This is a genomic window from Blastococcus aggregatus (assembly GCF_900221005.1).
Lineage (GTDB): Bacteria > Actinomycetota > Actinomycetes > Mycobacteriales > Geodermatophilaceae > Blastococcus > Blastococcus aggregatus.
This window is the reverse complement of sequence record NZ_OBQI01000001.1, coordinates 1,016,601-1,033,336: the sequence shown is the minus strand read 5'-3', so window position 1 is coordinate 1,033,336 and position 16,736 is coordinate 1,016,601. Positions and strand designations below refer to the sequence as shown.

The 16,736-nt window shown below is 72.1% G+C and carries 15 protein-coding genes; 10 read left to right on the top strand and 5 right to left on the bottom strand.

Annotated elements, in window-relative coordinates:
- Window positions 1-70: 70 nt before the first annotated feature.
- A complete protein-coding gene (locus CRP29_RS05180; protein WP_245852456.1) occupies window positions 71-1,294 on the bottom strand; it encodes an MFS transporter in 1,224 nt (407 codons plus the stop codon).
- A gap of 148 nt (window positions 1,295-1,442) precedes the next feature.
- Between CRP29_RS05180 and CRP29_RS05175 the strand changes: the two genes are divergently transcribed.
- The 8 genes from CRP29_RS05175 to CRP29_RS05140 all read left to right on the top strand — a co-directional run bounded on the left by CRP29_RS05175 (window position 1,443) and on the right by CRP29_RS05140 (window position 10,054).
- A complete protein-coding gene (locus CRP29_RS05175) occupies window positions 1,443-4,085 on the top strand; it encodes a putative bifunctional diguanylate cyclase/phosphodiesterase (protein WP_097193902.1) in 2,643 nt (880 codons plus the stop codon).
- A gap of 115 nt (window positions 4,086-4,200) precedes the next feature.
- Window positions 4,201-5,046 (top strand): thioesterase family protein, encoded by an 846-nt coding sequence (locus tag CRP29_RS05170; protein ID WP_097193901.1) that lies wholly within the window; start codon window positions 4,201-4,203, stop codon window positions 5,044-5,046.
- An 11-nt stretch (window positions 5,047-5,057) separates the two neighbouring features.
- The gene (locus CRP29_RS05165; RefSeq protein ID WP_097193900.1) at window positions 5,058-6,089 is read left to right on the top strand and encodes an LLM class F420-dependent oxidoreductase; all 1,032 of its coding nucleotides are present in this window, start codon (window positions 5,058-5,060) and stop codon (window positions 6,087-6,089) included.
- Window positions 6,090-6,654: 565 nt separating this feature from the next.
- A complete protein-coding gene (locus CRP29_RS05160; protein ID WP_097193899.1) occupies window positions 6,655-7,626 on the top strand; it encodes a hypothetical protein in 972 nt (323 codons plus the stop codon).
- 33 nt (window positions 7,627-7,659) lie between these two features.
- A complete protein-coding gene (locus CRP29_RS05155) occupies window positions 7,660-8,175 on the top strand; it encodes a MarR family winged helix-turn-helix transcriptional regulator (RefSeq protein WP_097193898.1) in 516 nt (171 codons plus the stop codon).
- A 92-nt stretch (window positions 8,176-8,267) separates the two neighbouring features.
- On the top strand, window positions 8,268-8,759 hold the full coding sequence (locus CRP29_RS05150; RefSeq protein ID WP_245852453.1) for a DUF5313 family protein: 492 nt from the start codon (window positions 8,268-8,270) through the stop codon (window positions 8,757-8,759).
- Between the two features lie 120 nt (window positions 8,760-8,879).
- Window positions 8,880-9,713, top strand: a complete 834-nt coding sequence (locus CRP29_RS05145; protein WP_097193896.1) for a sulfurtransferase — start codon at window positions 8,880-8,882, stop codon at window positions 9,711-9,713.
- Window positions 9,710-10,054 (top strand): globin domain-containing protein, encoded by a 345-nt coding sequence (locus tag CRP29_RS05140; RefSeq protein ID WP_176522828.1) that lies wholly within the window; start codon window positions 9,710-9,712, stop codon window positions 10,052-10,054. Before CRP29_RS05145 ends, CRP29_RS05140 begins: the two co-directional genes overlap by 4 nt.
- 268 nt (window positions 10,055-10,322) lie before the next feature.
- Here the strand turns inward: CRP29_RS05140 and CRP29_RS05135 are convergent, their stop codons facing one another.
- On the bottom strand, window positions 10,323-10,523 hold the full coding sequence (locus tag CRP29_RS05135; protein ID WP_097193895.1) for a hypothetical protein: 201 nt from the start codon (window positions 10,521-10,523) through the stop codon (window positions 10,323-10,325).
- A 54-nt stretch (window positions 10,524-10,577) separates the two neighbouring features.
- A complete protein-coding gene (locus tag CRP29_RS05130; protein ID WP_097193894.1) occupies window positions 10,578-10,964 on the bottom strand; it encodes a hypothetical protein in 387 nt (128 codons plus the stop codon).
- 364 nt (window positions 10,965-11,328) lie between these two features.
- Here CRP29_RS05130 and CRP29_RS05125 point away from each other — a divergent pair, with 364 nt between their 5' ends.
- A complete protein-coding gene (locus CRP29_RS05125) occupies window positions 11,329-11,598 on the top strand; it encodes a hypothetical protein (protein WP_141437061.1) in 270 nt (89 codons plus the stop codon).
- Between the two features lie 72 nt (window positions 11,599-11,670).
- Here the strand turns inward: CRP29_RS05125 and CRP29_RS05120 are convergent, their stop codons facing one another.
- Window positions 11,671-12,621: a hypothetical protein gene (locus CRP29_RS05120; RefSeq protein WP_097193892.1), complete on the bottom strand. Its 951-nt coding sequence runs from the start codon at window positions 12,619-12,621 to the stop codon at window positions 11,671-11,673.
- A 195-nt stretch (window positions 12,622-12,816) separates the two neighbouring features.
- Complete coding sequence (locus tag CRP29_RS05115) at window positions 12,817-13,338, bottom strand: hypothetical protein (RefSeq protein ID WP_097193891.1); 522 nt, start codon at window positions 13,336-13,338, stop codon at window positions 12,817-12,819.
- A gap of 363 nt (window positions 13,339-13,701) precedes the next feature.
- On the opposite strand from CRP29_RS05115, the gene CRP29_RS05110 reads away from it, so the two are divergent.
- Window positions 13,702-15,420 carry a site-specific integrase gene (locus CRP29_RS05110; protein ID WP_097193890.1) on the top strand — a complete coding sequence of 573 codons (1,719 nt, stop codon included), beginning with the start codon at window positions 13,702-13,704 and terminating at the stop codon, window positions 15,418-15,420.
- Window positions 15,421-16,736: the final 1,316 nt, after the last annotated feature.

Sequence of the window (16,736 nt, the reverse complement as noted above, 5' to 3'; positions counted from 1 at the left end):
TCCCTCACCGCGCACCGTGAGGGAGGACGCTCGGGGATCAGGTCACCTGATCGTCGCTCGGGTGCTGCCCTCAGGCGGCGGGGGAGAGCAGGCGGGGGCGGGCGGCGGCCAGGCCCACCACCAACTGCAGGACGACGGCGGTCAGCATGAGCAGCAGGCCGGGCGCCCACGCGCCGGTGGCGTCGTGCAGCAGCCCCACCCCCAGCGGTCCGGTCGCCGCGAGCAGGTAGCCGACGCTCTGCGCGGTGGCCGAGAGCCGGCCGGTCTGGGCGACGTCCCGGCTGCGGGCCACGATCAGCATAATCGACAGCGGGAACGCGACGCCGCTGCCGAACCCGTAGAGGGCCGCCCACAGCAGGGGCGCGGCCTCCGGCGCCAGGAGCAGCCCGGTGATCGCCGCGATCGCCGGGAGAGCGCCCAGCAGGATCCAGCCCTGCTGCCCGGGGCGGCGGCCGGCCAGCCCGGGGATCACCAGCGCCAGGGGCACCGCCAGCCCGGTGGCCACGGCCAGCAGCCCGCCGGCGGCGACGGGGGAGACGCCGGACTCGGACTCCAGGACGTCGGCCAGCCAGGTGAGCATCGCGTAGAAGGACAGCGACTGGAATCCGAAGTACAGGGTCACCGCCAGGGCCACCCGGTCGCGCAGGATCGCGGTGCGGCCCCCGGAGGGTGCAGCCCCGGGCCGGGGAGCCCCGCGGCGGGCGCGGGCCAGCGCGCCCATCGCCAGCAGCGCGACCAGCACCAGCACGCCCCACAGCAGCAGCCCGGCGCCCGGGCCGCCGGCCGCCGACGACAGGGGCCGGGCCAGACCCGCCCCGAGGGCCGCCGAGCCGGACATCGACGCGGTGATCAGCCCCAGCACGACGGCGGCCCGCGCGCCGTACTCCTCCCGCGCCGCGGCCGGCAGCAGCACGTTGCCCACCGCGATCCCGCCGCTGAGCAGCACGGTTCCGATGAAGAGCCCCGGCGCCCCCGCCACCCGCAGCAGCACACCCGCCGCGATCAGGGCCACCCCGACCAGGACGGCGCCGTGCACCCCGAACCGGGCGGCCAGCGCGGGGGCGAAGGGGGACACCAGCCCGAAGCAGACCAGCGGCAGCGCGGTGACGACGGCGAGCGCCCCGGTCGAGAGCCCGAGATCGTCGCCCAGCTCGCCGAGCAGCGGCCCGACGGCGGCGAACGGCGCCCGGAGGCACAGCGCCACGAGCACCAGCACGGCCGCCGGAGCGGCGACCCACCACCAGCGCGGCGTCGTCCCCGCCCGGGCGGCGTCCGCGGAGGCCTGCTGCGACACGTGCCCTCCGTTCCGCCGCGCGGCGCACGGCGCAGCCATTGTCGGCGCGCCCCGGAGGGCGCCGGCAGTCGGCTCCGGAACGGCCGGAACCTGCCCCCGGCGGGGGAGGCCGCTCAAGCAGGCGACCCCGAACGCCGAAGGCAGCACCATGCGGATCCAGGAACGGGCGGCACAGCGCCGCCGGGGCACGCCCCTGTGGGCGTACCTGACCGCTCTCGTCCTCGTGCCGCTGGTCGGCGTGGTGGCTCTCACCGGAACGATCACGCGGGTGGCGATCCAGGACGCCGAGCAGGCGACCCGGTCGGAGGCATCCGTCGGCGCCCTGGCGCGGCTGAACGCCGTCCGCAGCGCGATCGTCCACGAGATCGTGCCCACCCTGTCCCTCACCGTCGTCGGGAACCCCGACAACCTCAGCGAGTTCGGCATCGCCGAGGGCGTGCCCGGGCTGGGCGAGCTGGTCACGGACCTGGTCCGCTCCAGCCGCTCGGCCACCGACGAGGCGCTCGGGCGGATCCGCCCCGGCTCGATCGACGAGCCCACCGCCCGGACCGCGACCCGGCGGCTCGCCGCCCTGCGCGTCGCGGCGGACACCGGGGCTGCCGACGTCCGCGAGATCTTCCAGCGGTACCTGGCCCTGGCCGACGAGGTGGCCGACGCGCAGGACCAGGCGGTCCGCGCCGCCGGCTCCGCCGAGGCGCCCGTGCCGACCACGGCCGCGACCCACGACGTGCAGGACATCGCCGACGTCGCGGCGGCCGCGAGCCGCCTGCTGCCCGAGTTCATCGGCCGGCAGCTGATCCCCGACCAGGTCGACCCCACCGCGTGGGGCGTCAGCTGGGAGCTCTACCTCGACGAGCGGGCGCACCTGGACGACCTGTCGCAGGCCTCGCTGCGCGACCGCTGGGACGAGCTGACCGACTCCCCCGAGCTCACCGCCGTGGACGACGTCCTGGCGGCGTACGCCGACGGCCGGACGGCCGCCGCGCTGCCCATCGCCCAGCTGGTCACCCTCGTGCAGCAGACCGTGGAGCGGGACGTCGTGCTCACCGGGTTCCTCGACCAGGCCGTCGCCGAGGCCCAGGAGCTCTCCGCCGCGGACCGCGCGGCGGCCATCGGGCGGCGGAACGCGGTGCTGGCGATCGGGCTGGGGCTGGTGCTGGCCTCGCTGGCCGGCGCCGTGCTGGTCGGGCGCAACGTCTCGCGCGTCCTCCGCCGGCTCGCCGACCAGGCCGAGCAGATCAGCCACGGGCAGCTCGTGGACATCACCAGCAGCGGCCCCCGCGAGGCGCGCACCGTCTCCGCAGCGCTGGCCACCACGGTGGCCGGGCTGAGCCACATCCAGACCCAGGCCGCCGCCGTGACCCGCGGCGACCTCTCCGACCCGGTCCTCGCCGATCCGCTCCCCGGCCCGCTGGGCGAGCTGCTGCACGCCTCCGTGGAGCAGCTCGTGGCCTCGGTCCGCGAGCGCGAGGCGCTGCGGACCGCGCTGGCCCACCAGGCCGCGCACGATCCCCTCACCGACCTGCCCAACCGCACCCAGGCGCGCACGCTGACCGCGGCCGCGCTGCACCGCGGCCGCCGCGCCGGGACCATGACCGGGCTGCTCTTCGTCGACCTCGACGGCTTCAAGGGGGTCAACGACCGCTTCGGTCACGCGACCGGCGACACGGTGCTGCGCACCGTGGCCGGCCGGCTGCGCTCGGCCCTGCGCCCCGGGGACGTCGTCTGCCGGCTGGGCGGCGACGAGTTCGTCGTGCTCGTCGAGCAGGTCTCCGCGGAGCGCGAGCTGGCCGAGCTGGCCGAGCGGCTCATCGACACCCTCAGCCGGCCGATCCACGAGGGCGGCCAGGACATGCGGGTCGGCGCCAGCATCGGCATCGCCGTCGCCCAGGACGCCGCCGTGGACGCCGACGCCCTGTTCGCCGAGGCCGACGCCGCCGCCTACCGCGCCAAGGCGCGCGGACGAGGGCGGGCCGAGCTGTTCGACGAGTCCCTGCGCGCCCAGCTGGCCGCCCACTCCGAGATGGAGACGGCGCTGACCGCGGGGCTGGCTGCCGGCGAGCTGGAGGTCCACTACCAGCCGGTCGTCGGGCTGGCCGCCGGCCGGCTCGAGGGCTACGAGGCGCTGGTGCGGTGGAACCGTCCCGGCGTCGGCATGGTGCCGCCCAACGACTTCATCCCCGTGGCCGAGAGCAGCAAGCTGATCTGCGACCTCGACCGCTGGGTCCTGCACGAGGCCACCCGGCAGATCGCTGCCTGGCGCGCCGAGGACCCGGTCGCGGCGGAGCTCACCGTCGCGGTCAACGTCTCGGGCCGCCACCTCTCCGACCCGCGCGTCGTCCAGGACGTCACCGACGCCCTCGCCGCCTCCGGACTTCCCGCCGAGCTGCTGATCGTCGAGGTCACCGAGACCGTGCTGGTCAGCGAGCCGGCCGCCTTCGGGCACCTCGTCGCGCTGCGCGAGCTGGGCGTCGCGGTCGCGATCGACGACTTCGGCACCGGCTACACCTCGATCGGCCAGCTGGCCGGCATGCCCGTGGACACGCTGAAGATCGACCGCAGCTTCATCTCCTCGGCCGACTCGGGCCACGCGGAGCTGGTCGCGCTGATGATCCGCGCCGCGCACACCTTCGGGCTGAGCGTCGTGGCCGAGGGCGTCGAGGAGGAGGCCCAGCTCGCCTGGCTCCAGGGGCAGGCGTGCGACTTCGCGCAGGGCTACCTGCTCTCCCGCCCGCTGCCGGCCGAGGCCGCCGCGGCCGCCTGGCGCGCGGCCCTGCTCCCGGCGTCCTGAGGGCGGTCCAGGTGTGCGATGGCACACTGCACCGGGAGTGCACGGCCCCAGCGGTCGTCCCTGGCCTGCTGAGGAGCCTCATCGTGCGAGCGCAACGGTCCCGGGACGTCACCGGATGACGGGTTGGACGCCGAAGCGCGACGAGGCGCTGTTCCGCCGGGACGGCGACCTGCTCGTTCCCGGGCCGCTCACGCGGGGGCCCTGGTACGAGGGCACCCTGCACGGCAGCGCCATGCTCGCCGCCATGGGCCGCGCCGCGGAGCGCCATCCCAGCGAGGTGCAGCGCCAGGTCGTCCGGCTGACCGTCGACATGATGCGGGCGGCGCCGATGGTGCCCCTCCGGGTCGAGACGACGGCCGCCCGGTCCGGCAAGAGCATCGATCTCGTCGACGTCGCCATGTACGCCGGCGACGAGCTGTGCGTCCGGGCTACCGCGCTGCGGGTCCGGGTGGCCGACCTCGTCGTCGACGAGACCGAGGACGCGCCGCCGCCGCGGCCTCCCGCGGGCGACCCCACGGGGGCCTCGCCCTTCACCCGGCCCGGCTCCGATCGGCCCGCCTTCCACCACGCGATCGACGTCTCCGTCGACGTCGACACCGACGTCGTGTGGTTCCGGCTCGCCGTGCCGGTCGTCGAGGGGGAAGCGAACTCGAGCACCGTCACCGTCGCCGCCATCGCCGACTGGACCTACGCGGTGCCGCACCTCCTCCGCGGCACCCGGGGAGCCGCCCGGCCGGCCGCTCCTGCCGTCCAGGCGATCAACGCCGACACGACGATCAACACCTTCCGCCCCCTGTCCGGGGACTGGGTGGGCCTCAGGACGACCGCCCACATCGGTTCCCTCGGCGCCGGCACCAGTGGCGCCCACCTGTTCGACGCCGACGGGCCGCTCGGCTTCAGCGCGCAGAGCGTGCTGGTGCGGGGGCCGAGCGGCGCGCCACTCACGATCCGAGAGACGTAGAGGACGGACGCATGCGCATCGCCACCGGTGTCGGGTACGCGAACGGGATGAAGGAGGCGGCCGAGCGGGTCGCCACGCTGGAGTCGGCCGGCATCGACATCGTCTGGGTCGCCGAGGCCTACGGCGTCGACGCCGTCTCGCTGATGGGGTACCTGGCCGCCGTCACCGAGCGGATCCAGATCGGCTCGTCGATCCTGCCGATCTACACCCGCACCCCCAGCCTGCTGGCCATGACCGCCGCGGGCGTCGACCTGCTGAGCGACGGCCGCTGCATCCTCGGGCTCGGTGCCTCCGGGCCGCAGGTGATCGAGGGCTTCCACGGGGTCCCGTACGACGCTCCCCTCGGACGCACGCGGGAGGTCATCGAGATCTGCCGCAAGGTGTGGCGGCGCGAGCCCGTCGAGCACGACGGCCGCTACTACTCCCTGCCGCTGGCCGAGGGGCAGGGCACGGGCCTCGGCAAGCCGCTCAAGCTCATCACGCACCCGGTGCGCGACCGCATCCCGATCTACCTGGCCGCCCTCGGCCCCAAGAACGTCGAGCTGACCGCGGAGCTCGCCGACGGATGGATGCCGACGCTGTTCTGGCCCGAGCGGGCCGCCGAGGTGTGGGGCGAGTCCCTCGCCGAAGGCAGGGCCGAGCGGCCGGCCGACCTGGGCCCGCTGGAGGTCGTCGCCGGCGGCGCCGTGGCCATCGGCGAGGGCCTCGAGCACCTGCGCGACCGCGCCCGGCCCGGCATCGCGCTCTACGTCGGCGGCATGGGCGCCCGCGAGCGCAACTTCTACAACCAGCTCTTCCGCCGCTACGGGTTCGAGGCCGAGGCCGAGCTCATCCAGGACCTCTACCTCGCCGGCAGGAAGGAGGAGGCCGCGGCCGCCGTGCCGCAGGCCTTCCTCGACGCCACCTCGCTCGTCGGGCCCGAGAGCTTCGTGCGCGAGCGCATCGAGGCCTACCGCGACGCCGGGGTGACCGTGCTCAACGTGTCGGTCGACGGGCCCGACACGGTCACGACGCTCGAGAAGGTGAAGAACTGGGCGTCCTGAGCCGCGCGTCGCACGCCGCCTAGAGTGCGGGGGCCAGGAGGGCTCGCCTAGTGGCCGATGGCGGCGGTCTTGAAAACCGCTACCCATCACCCGGCGTGACATCCTTCAGCGCTGCTCTGACCTGCGGGTTCGTCTGGCTATCGTGTTGTGACCTGCGGATTCACCGGTGGGATCCCCGTTCGGGCATTCTCCACCGTTCATCACTCTCGGTACAGCGTTCGCCAGCATTCCGGGGGGTTTGTGGCTGGGGCGTGGCTGAGGAGGCGGTCGCGGAGTCGCCGGGCGACGGCGACAGTAGGCGTGCTGTCGGCCGGCGGTCTTCCGCCCTCCGCTCAGGGCTATGCGCATCCGCGCGACGTTGTCGGCCTGAACCAGCCGTAGGCAGTTCTCCGATGGGCGGGTGTTACCCAGGAACCCATGCGCGGGTCGGTGGTCGCGTAGGTGGACGACGGCCGGTCGCCGGCTAGGTCGGCCGCAGTTGCAGCCCGCACCGAGCGCCGTGGCGAGCGATTGGCGGCACGTCGGCGTCTGGCACAGTCGGCCAGGAAGCGGAGGGAGGCATAACGTGGTCCGCAACACCCACGTGCCGCCGCAGTTCCATGCCGCCCTGGACGAGGCTCTTACCCCGACCAGAGCCGACGTCCTCGCCGCCAAGCAGTTGGTCCTCGACACGCTCGCCGCCCGTGGCGCGGTAACCACCGACGCGCTCGAGGCCGCTGTGCGGGAGCGCGAAGGCGTGCCCGCCCTGACGCACGGGGAGACGCTGGACCTGCAGGCCGACGCCGACCCGGCCCCCCTGGCCCGCCGCGACGTGCCGCAGTTGGCTCGGGTGCGGATTGCCCGGGCGGTCCGCCGCGCACTGGCCGAGCTGGCCGCCTCCGGAGTCGTCCTGCCGGTGCGCAACCCCGACGGCGAGGTGTCGATCCACAACGTGCGCAGCGGCAACACCACCGGCGGCTACTACGCCCCCGACGTCGTGGAGGAGGTCGCGTCCTCCTACGCGCTGACCTCACCGCCAGCGCTTGGCGGGACCGCGCTGCTCGACACCGACCTGTACACCGCCGACATCGCCGGGCTGCTCGGCGAGCGCGGCGTGCGCTGCGTCGACGAAGCCTTGCGCGCGCACCGCCGAGGCATGCACCTGGCCGCGGTGAACATGCTGGGCTCGGCCAGCGAGGCCGCCTGGTACGCCCTCGGCGAGCGGCTCCGTGGTCGCTCCGCTCAGCTGGCGCGCAAGCTCGACGAGGACACCGCCACGGCCGCGGTCATCCGCCTGGTCCACGAGACCCTCGTCCAGCAGAAGCTGGGCGGAGTACGGCGGGAGGCGCTCGAGGAGCTCCGCTCCCACGCCACGTACCTGCGAGACCTGCGCAACTACGGGCTACACCCGCGCGGTCGGGTCTCAGCGGACCTCGAGCACCACTTCACCGAGCACGCTGCAGCACTGACCTTCATGACCAGCCACCGGTACTTCATCCGGCTGGCGGAGATCGCCGCACACCTGCCCGCCGGGGACGCTCAACCGTTGGAGAGCTAACCATTGGTCCGCCACGCAATCTACGATGTGCGGGTGACGACCACTGAAGCCCGCACGGACGCCGCTGTCGCCTCCGATGACGTCCTCGCCCTCGATCGACAGGTCTGCTTCGCCCTGTCCGTGGCGGCGCGCAACGTGGTCGCGGTCTACCGGCCGGTCCTCGAGCCGCTCGGCCTCACCCACCCGCAGTACCTGGTGATGCTGGCGCTGTGGCAGTACGGGACCTTGTCGGTGAAGAAGCTCTCCGGCCTGCTCCAGCTGGACCCCGGCACGCTGTCGCCGCTCCTGAAGCGGCTGGAGGCCGCCGGGCTGCTGCGCCGGGAGCGGGATACCGACGACCAGCGGAACCTCGCCCTGGCGCTCACCGACAAGGGGCAGGCGCTCCGCGCGGAGGCGGAGAAGATCCCGGCCGGCATCGTCGAGCGCCTCGGCATGCCGATCGAGGAGCTGGTGAACCTGCACGGGGTCCTCACCCATGTGATCGCCGCCTCGCAGCAGGCACTCTCCGCGCCCGGCGGCGAGGCCGCCAAGTCGGCAACGCCCGCCTGACCTCACGCGGCGTCGACCCGAGGACTGTTAGCCTGCTAACACTTGGTGCACCAACTCTTTGCGTACTTACTATTCGAGCGCATCATTGGGGTGTGACCGCGACTGAGCAGGAGCACACCACCGCGATGACCACCCCCGCCGCTGAGCCGGGCGAATCGGCCGAGCCCATCGTCCGTCCGGCCCCGCACCGCTGGCTCTGGTACGCCCTCGGCGGCCGGCTGCCCCGACGCCACCGCACGTGGGTGCTCTTCGACACCACGACCGACACCTGGTGGATGCGCCACGTCGCCCGCAGCATGGTGCAGCTCGCCGTCCCGATCGCGTTGATCATGATCTTCGTGCCCGGCAGCTTCGGGCTCCGCGTCGGCATGTGCCTCCTGGGCATCTTCCTCGCGCTGATCTACAGCACCGCCTACATCGCCGAGACCACCGAGAACCGCGTCAAGAAGGCCGGCTACCCCGTGGGCACCGCCCTGGCGCACCGGGACCAGGCCGGCCTCGTGCGTCAGCGGCGGGAGACCGAGCGCAAGCACGCCGCCGCGGCCAAGCGCGCCGCCCGCTACCAGAAGCGCACCGACCGCTGACCCGGCTGCCCGGGCGGTACCAACAGCTGCCTTCGGTGGCCCCTGAACCGTGCGGCACCGATCCGGCTCGTCACGCGGCGCTGCACACCCAACCGGCACCACCCATCTGAAGGAGAGATCGTGGCTCGAACTGACGTGCTCGTCGACGGCGACTGGCTCGAGAAGCATCTGGCCGATCCGGCCGTGGTCATCGTCGAGGTTGACGAGGACAGCGCCGCCTACTACGCCAACCACATCCCCGGGGCCGTCGCGCTGGACTGGCGCACCGACCTGCAGGACCCGCTGCGTCGGGACTTCGTCGACCGGGCCGCCTTCGAGGCCCTGCTGTCGGCCAAGGGCGTCACCGCCGAGGACACCGTCATCCTGTACGGCGGCAACAACAACTGGTTCGCCGCCTACGCATACTGGTATTTCAAGGTCTACGGCCACCGTGACGTCCGTCTGCTCGACGGCGGCCGCAAGCGCTGGGAGCTCGACGGTCGCCCACTGGACACCGAGCCGGTCTCCCGGCCGACGACCACCTACGTCGCTCAGGACGCCGACCCCGCCATCCGCGCCTTCCGGGACGAGGTGGTCGCCTCCATCGGCTCCAAGACCATCGTGGACGTCCGCTCCCCGCAGGAGTTCTCCGGCGAGATCCTCGCGCCGGCCTCCTTCCCCCAGGAGCAGCCGCAGGTCGGCGGCCACGTCCCTACCTCGGTCAACGTGCCGTGGTCGAAGGCTGCCGCCGAGGACGGCACCTTCCGCTCCGATGAGGAGCTGCGCGCGCTCTACACCGGCGCCGGTGTGGACCTGTCCGGACAGCAGGACACGATCGTCTACTGCCGCGTCGGTGAGCGCAGCGCGCACACCTGGTTCGTGCTGCGCGAGCTCCTGGACCAGCCGCAGGTGAAGAACTACGACGGCTCCTGGGTCGAGTACGGCTCCCTGGTCGGCGTCCCGATCGAGAAGTGATCGACGCCCCCTCGTTCTACGAAGCGGTCGGCGGGCAGGACACCTTCGTCCGGCTCGTCGACCGCTTCTACGACGGCGTCGCCACCGACCCCGTCCTGCGCGCCATGTACCCCGCCGACCTGGGCCCGGCTCGCGAGCGGATGACCGCCTTCCTGGCCCAGTACTGGGGCGGACCCCGTAGGTACAGCGAACTGCGCGGACACCCTCGGCTGCGGATGCGGCACGCCACCTTCCGCATGGACGAAGACACCCGCGACCGGTGGGTCAGGCACATGCGGGCCGCGGTCAAGGACCTGCGACTGAGCGCCGACCCACGAGGCGCAGTTGTGGGCCTACCTTGAGCGCGCCGCCTTCAGCCTCACCCCAGCCGCCACCTGATTGGCTGCACAGACGAAGTGGACGACTGCCGCGCATCCGTCCCGCATCGAACCCACCGCCCCGCTCGTGCCCGACGATTTGGTCGTGCCCGTGGGCTGCTGCCCGGCCTCACGGCGGCATGGATCGAGGACTTGCACGACAGCGCCCAGCGACGTGCGGCTGCCGCTTGAGCCCGAGCTGCTCGACGCTGGCCCGGTCGACACGAGTCCCGCGCTACGCCACCGTCCTCACCTAGCCGCCGGGAGCAGCGGTGGGCCGGAAGCGCACCCATCCGTCGCCGACGTCTTCGACGACGACCCAGGACCACGCCGTTGCGGTGCCGGCGACGACGACAGCGCCAGCGGTGGGCGCATCTGTCAGGAATACTCGAGCCAGGTTCAGGCCGTCGTCGTCGACGAGGTTCAGGTCAGCCGGTAGGTCGATGTGTGGCACCAGCGGCTCCTCTGACGGGTCGTTCAGGTCGAACCATCGCCCGACCAGCCGTACCTAGGGCGCGCTCGTTGCGACGAACCGCTCGGCGGCGCGGAGGGCACGCTCCGGCTGCGTACACGCCACTTCCTGTGGGACACCTCCGGACAGGTAGCTGCTGCTGGCGGTCAACCAGCTCCACAGCTGCCAGCCGTCGACGCCGCCGGCAGTCAGGGTTGAGACGAGCGGTCGCAGCTCTGGGCGCGGGGAGCCGTCCGCAGCGAACTGGAATGCGGGCGCAAGGGTCTGCCCGGCGTCCTGCACCGTGAACAGCGCCGTGCCCGCAGGACTGCGGCCGGAGTCCCTCTTCTCCCCGCTGTCCGGCACGATGAGCGCTCCGTCGTTGAGCAGGCGGGTCCTGTGGTCGGCGAGACGCCGCGCCTGCGTGCTCGCCGCCGTCTCCACATCTGCAGTGTGCCCCAGGAGCAGCTTTGCAGCGACCGTGGCAGCCGCCGTCGGCAGCGGGCCACCGCAGCGTCACCGCGTTCTCGAGTGACCACTGATCTGGCGCGATCTGACTCTCCTGGTTGCGCGCAGGCGGGGCGCCGCGACGGTCCGCCGTGGACACCAACATGTCCCGCGCGGATCGCCGGGGCATCAGCGTTCCGGCACGCGCCTCCTCTTCGGAGGGCACCACATGCCTCAACCGATTCAGACCGGCCGCCCGGCGCAAGCCCCGGTGGCTCGCCAACGCAGTGCCCGCCAGTTTCCTTCTCCCCGGCAGGTGCGAGAGCAGGACTGGCAGGCTCTGGTTGGCACGCTGAGGCTCTTGTCACGGCTGGTGGTGGAGCGCACCAAGCACCGCCTTCCCGACGACGCGGACGCCCTGGCACGCCAGGCCGTCCTCATCGAGGCGGAGTTGGAGCACGACTTCCCCACCCGTTGGCCTCTTCTGCATCCTCAGCTCCTGCTGGAAGAAGCCACATGGTGGGCCGAGGAACACGATGACGATCTGCTCAGCTGCCGGTCCTGCCAGCTGCAGAACGGGATCGCATCAGAGCGGATCGACGTGATCCGGCCCCACCGCGTCTCGGCGTAGCGCAAGACCGAATGGCCCCCGTCGACCTGGCGGGGGCCATTCCTGATCGTCGTCAGTGGGGCGGGCCGCCGGTCACCACTCCAGGAAGGGGTGCCGGAAGGCCTTGAGAACCTCCTCGGCCCGGTGCATGCCCTCGAGGTGGGTCGCCCACCGTGGATCACCCGACCCCCGTGACTGCCGGTGCCGCAGCGCCAGCGCGCACGCCGCGTCCAGCGTCTCCGGGTCATGGGCCTCAAGCCGGATCAGGCCGTGCGACCAGCTCTCGGTACCGGGCGAGCTGTGCAGCCGGAGGTACGTGGAGACGACGGCGCGCTCCGAGGTGGTTCTGGCGGGCAGACTGAAGACTGGGCTGCGCCAGCCGGCTTTGTCTGGCAGTGCGGACTCATCTCCGAGGTACTGCGTATCTTCCACAGCCTTGACGACGCCGACCAACCCGTCGCAGGCGTACCGCCGGATCGATCCATCCACGATGAGGTACTTGCCCTCGGGGATCGCCGTGCTCGCAATGACATCCCGCTCGAGCCCCTGCCGCCATTCGTCGACGAGGGCTTGTGTGGCGACGGCGACGCCCCACGGGGTGAGCTCCTCAAGCAGGTGGAACGGCAGTCCCCGGCCCGCCCTGCTCAGCCCGGCGAGGACCGCGCCGTCCGCGGCGGAGCCGACCAGTTCGAGCCGCTGGCGGAACTCCAACAGGGTCGCGCTTGGTGCGTGAACGGCGCCGGCTGCCACCCAGACCAGCGAAACGGGCCGGTGCTCCACGTGCCGGAGCAAGGACCTTGTCTGGACACCGTCGGCGAAGCCGATCACAGGCAACGGCAGCACTCGGCTGATGTCGCGAGCGACTGGGTCCACCGTGCGGACCACCCGTCGGTGCCCGGTGCTCGTCGCGGCTCCTCCGCCGTTCCAGCCCGCCTTGAACACATCGGGCAGGTTGTAGCCGAGGCCGTGGAGCCTGCTGCGGTGTCTCGGCGAGGAAGTGGCGGCGGTTCCGGTGGTCCGGGTCGTCGTCGGGATCTCGGGCATGGGTGCCTCCATCGGCTCGATTGAGCGGCGCCGCGGTGACCCGCGGGCGGCGACAACGTGCCGCTTGGCCGGCGGACCGCATTCGGGTTCAGGAGCCGGGCGGGGCCCGGCTGACGCCGACGTGGACCGCCTGGACGCGCAGACAAACAGCCCCCACAGGGCGCCTGTGGGGGCTGTCCGCAGCGGTTGTGCGGGTCAGTGCACCTCCCAGCCGTCGAGGCTGTAAACGCCGCACTCGGTTCCGGGGATGGGGTTGTCGTCCTCGTCGAGGTCCAGCAGATCGATGACGATGCGACCGCTGTGAGCGTCGAGGTAGAGCCCGCCGACATGGAAGACGGCGCCGTGTTCGTTGACGACGATGCGGTGCAGAAGCTGGAGGGCGTTCATGTTGCGGATCCGGACGCCACGCGCCCGGCCGAGGACGACCTCGTTGAGGCGAGACCGCTCGGCGTTCGCCGCCCAGACGTCGGTGTGGGCGGCGACGCGGAGCTCGCCGTCCGCCTGCCGGGAGATGACGGCATAGACGGTGTGGCCGGCGCTCAGGCGCTCGCTGCGGCTCTCCACCCAGCGGTCGCCGTTGCGGGTGACCTCGGAATCGGGCGTCATGCTCATCAGCACGCTGATGCACGCGGGGTCGTCGATGACGTTCGTGCCCTCCGGGCTGAGCTCGGTAAGCCGAGCGTGGATGGACTCGATCATGGTGATGCGGTCGTTCACGGTGTCTCCTGGGGTCGTCGGTGATGACGACCCGGACGGTGCGGAGCGTGTGCGGTACGGCAGTCGACCGTGTGTGACGTAGGGCGCACCGACCGCCGCGGAGCTACTGCCGGCCCATGACGGGCGCCCGGTGACCGCGGATGACCCCAGAAGTGGCGGCCCTGGTTGGGACAACCCTGGCCTCTGCTTCGGAGAAAAGTGCCGGTCCCAAAGTGGTCGGTTCCGTGCATTTGCCCAGGTCAGCCGGACGGTCGTTGCTGTCCACGCCCAGTGAGGGCGACAACCGGCGACGAATGCCGCACCCAGGCACCGGCGCACGGTTGTCGCCTCGCGGCGCGCAGCGTCCGACCTGAAGGAGACCCGGTGACGACCACCCTGCCCGTGCCCCTCTCGACCGCCGTCACCGACGACTTGGGCGAGATCGTCGTCGGCGAGCTCGTCGACGAGACGATGGCGTCGCTGCTCGCGGGCCGCGGGATCGTGTCACCGCGGATGGCGCCGATGATGCCGCTGCCGGAGGTCGACGCGGAGACGCTAACGAAGCTCGGCGTCCACGCCCTCCACAGTGTCGAGCTGAGCCAGAGGGCGCTGGCCTCCAACACCCAGCGCAACTACGACGCGGCCTGGCAGGCGTTCTGCGACTGGTGCGAGGAGCGGGGCGTGGCCGCCCTCCCAGCCGAACCGGTCGTCGTCGGCGCCTACCTGACCTCGCTGGCGCTGGCCTACAACGAGGCGGGCGAGGTGCTGTTCACCGACGAGGGCAAGCCGCAGCGCGGCAAGCTGCGACCGCAGTCGATGGGTGTCCATCTGACGGCCATCAACCGCTACCACGCGTCGAACCGGTTCCCTCGGCCCTCCGACGACCGGTACGTCAGCAACGTCGTCCGCGGCATCCGGCGCACCTTCGGTGTGCACAAGGACTGCCGCAAGGCGGCCATCGACCGGGCCAAGCTCGAGCGCATCGTCCGGGAGGTCCGCACCGTCGAGCCCGGTGTCGCCCGTGATCGGGCGCTGGCCCTGCTGGCGTCCCGGCCGGCGGCCGGGGCCGGGGTCCTCGCTCGGCTGACCTGCGGGCGAGTCGAACTCACGCGCCGCGAGGCCATCGTCCGGCTGCCCAGCCCGCACAAGGGCGCCTCCGGCGAGGTCGAGGTGGTGTTCGCCGCGACCGGCGACCCGGCGACCTGCCCGGTGGAGCTGCTCGCCGTCCAGCTGCGGCAACTGGCCGGGGAGAACGGCGTGCTCGCGCCGGACACGCCGCTGCTCGCGGTGCCACGGACAGCGACCACGGTCGCCGAGGACGGGGCCGAGGCGACGTCGGTCGAGCGCAGGCCGCTGACCAAGCAGGGCGTCGCGAAGGCGGTCCGGCGGCTGGCCGGACTCGCCGGACGCACGGCCCTGGCCGGTGCCAGCGACGGAGAGCTGCGCCAGGTGCTGCTGGCGCTGGCCGCCCCGACGCTCGGTCAAGTGCGCGATGAGGCTGTGCTGACGACCGGGTGGATCACCGCGATGCGTCGGTCGAACCTGAGCTACCTGCGCTGGGAGCACTTCGACTCGATCGACGAGGAGGGCTTCGTCATCGACCTGAAGTGGTCCAAGACCAACCAGGACGGGGAGGCGGAGGACACCCTGGTGTCGGTTCCGGTCTCTCCCGATCCCACCGACGTGCTCAACCCAGGCCGCGCGCTGCACGCCTGGCGCACCGCCGTCGCTCGCATCGTCGGTGGGCCGCCCGAGGAGGTCATCCCCGACTGGCCGGTGTTCGCCCCCGTCGACCGGCACGACAGCATCGACCGGGTCCCAGGGCGCGACCGCTTCCAGTCGCTCTCCGGCGAGGCCATCAACGCGCTCGTGCAGCTCTACGTCTCACGCATCGGCCTCGACCCGGGCAAGTACGGCGCGCACAGCCTCCGAATCGGACTGGTGACCGAGCTGATCCGCCTGGGCTTCCCCATCCCGGAGATCCAGAAGATCACCAAGCACAAGAGCGTGCAGGTTCTGATCGGCTACGCACGCGCCGAGGACCGCCGGGTCAACGACCCTGCACGGCGCCTGTTGAGCCGCCGGGTCGCTGCGGCTGGATGAGGACCCGTGCCCAAGGCGCGGTCGTCAGCAGATCGCCACCCCCGTACACCCGGCGTGGTGCAGCGCCACCGCCGAGCACGACGGTGACCGCACCCAGATCGCCCCGAGGGGTCCGACGCCGTCATCGCCCTCACGACGGCGGCCGCGACCATCACCCTGACGTGGGCCGCGGCTGAGGCGCTGCTCCCGCTGCTGCGCGACGCGGCGCTCGAGAGCACCGACGAGGTGGGCATGACGGCGTCCCCCGGGCGCTGCTGACCCCAGGCTGCCCGCGGCGCATCCAGCCGCCATCCTGTGGATCACGTTGTGCACAAGCGGTGGACGTAAGCGGGGAAAGTGGTGTACGCGACACCGTCCTGTCACGTGACAACGTCACCCGAACCGGGCATGCTGGGATCCGTCCGTTGGAGGACGTCTTGAGCGGGTTGGCCCCCGCTCCATGCAACTGAGCGGGACCTCGTGGTAGCTCCGAGGTCCCGCTTGGTTGCATTTCGTGTCGACATGTCGGCGCGTCGCGCTTGGTTCGCACGCGTGTTCGGCTACCGTCGAGAGGCCCAGAGGTTGGACTCGCCCCCCGACCTGACGCCTCCAACGCACAAGGACCCGGAATGCCCGGACACCCCGGGCGGCTCGATGCTCGACCGCTGTCGTCAGCCCACCGGAGCTGGCCGGCCGCAGTCCCCACATCGAACGACGCCCACGTACCCGCCGATCGTGCCGTCGCGCCCCAGCGTGACCTGCGGCGGCGTCGTGGCGTCGGGACCATCCAGGGTCCACCACTGACTTCCGCACGAGCACGACAGCAGCGGTGTCGCGGTCCCCCGGCACAAGTTCGTCTGCAAGGTCATCCACTCCTTCCACGGGAGAGGCGGTGATCCGTGGCCCGCTACACGCGACGTCTCGGTGCCCCGCTCGGTCCGGGAGGCGCTTGGAAGACAGGACAGCGGTGCCCGAAGGCTGGCTACTGGCGAGACCAGTACGGCCAGCGGGCGTTCATCCGCCAGCACTCGACCCTCCCGCCCTGCATCGGGCGGTCTGGTGAGTGCGCGTTCTGGACCTTCGTGAGCGCCCCCCGACCTCTGTTCCCCTAGGCCTGACATCTCGGCGGCCGGAAGCCTGCCAGCAGAAGCCGTCGAGCGTCGGTGTCTAGGACTGCACACTCTGCACCAACCGTTGTAGTCCGCCCAAGCCGCCCCTGCGCCTTGTGATGAGTCTGAGACGGTCGATGCCGGTGTGCCCCACGTAGCTCGGCGCGGAAGAAGGCCCCGCCGGTCCTCCAGTCGGGAGGGCCGGCGGGCGCCCCCGCGGTCCTGAGC

Excerpts from the sequence above, each read along its gene's own strand:
- CRP29_RS05175 (WP_097193902.1), top strand. The coding sequence starts at position 1,443 with ATGCGGATCCAGGAACGGGCGGCACAGCGCCGCCGGGGCACGCCCCTG.
- CRP29_RS05170 (WP_097193901.1), top strand. The coding sequence starts at position 4,201 with ATGACGGGTTGGACGCCGAAGCGCGACGAGGCGCTGTTCCGCCGGGAC.
- CRP29_RS05165 (WP_097193900.1), top strand. The coding sequence starts at position 5,058 with ATGCGCATCGCCACCGGTGTCGGGTACGCGAACGGGATGAAGGAGGCG.
- CRP29_RS05120 (WP_097193892.1), bottom strand. The coding sequence starts at position 12,621 with ATGCCCGAGATCCCGACGACGACCCGGACCACCGGAACCGCCGCCACT.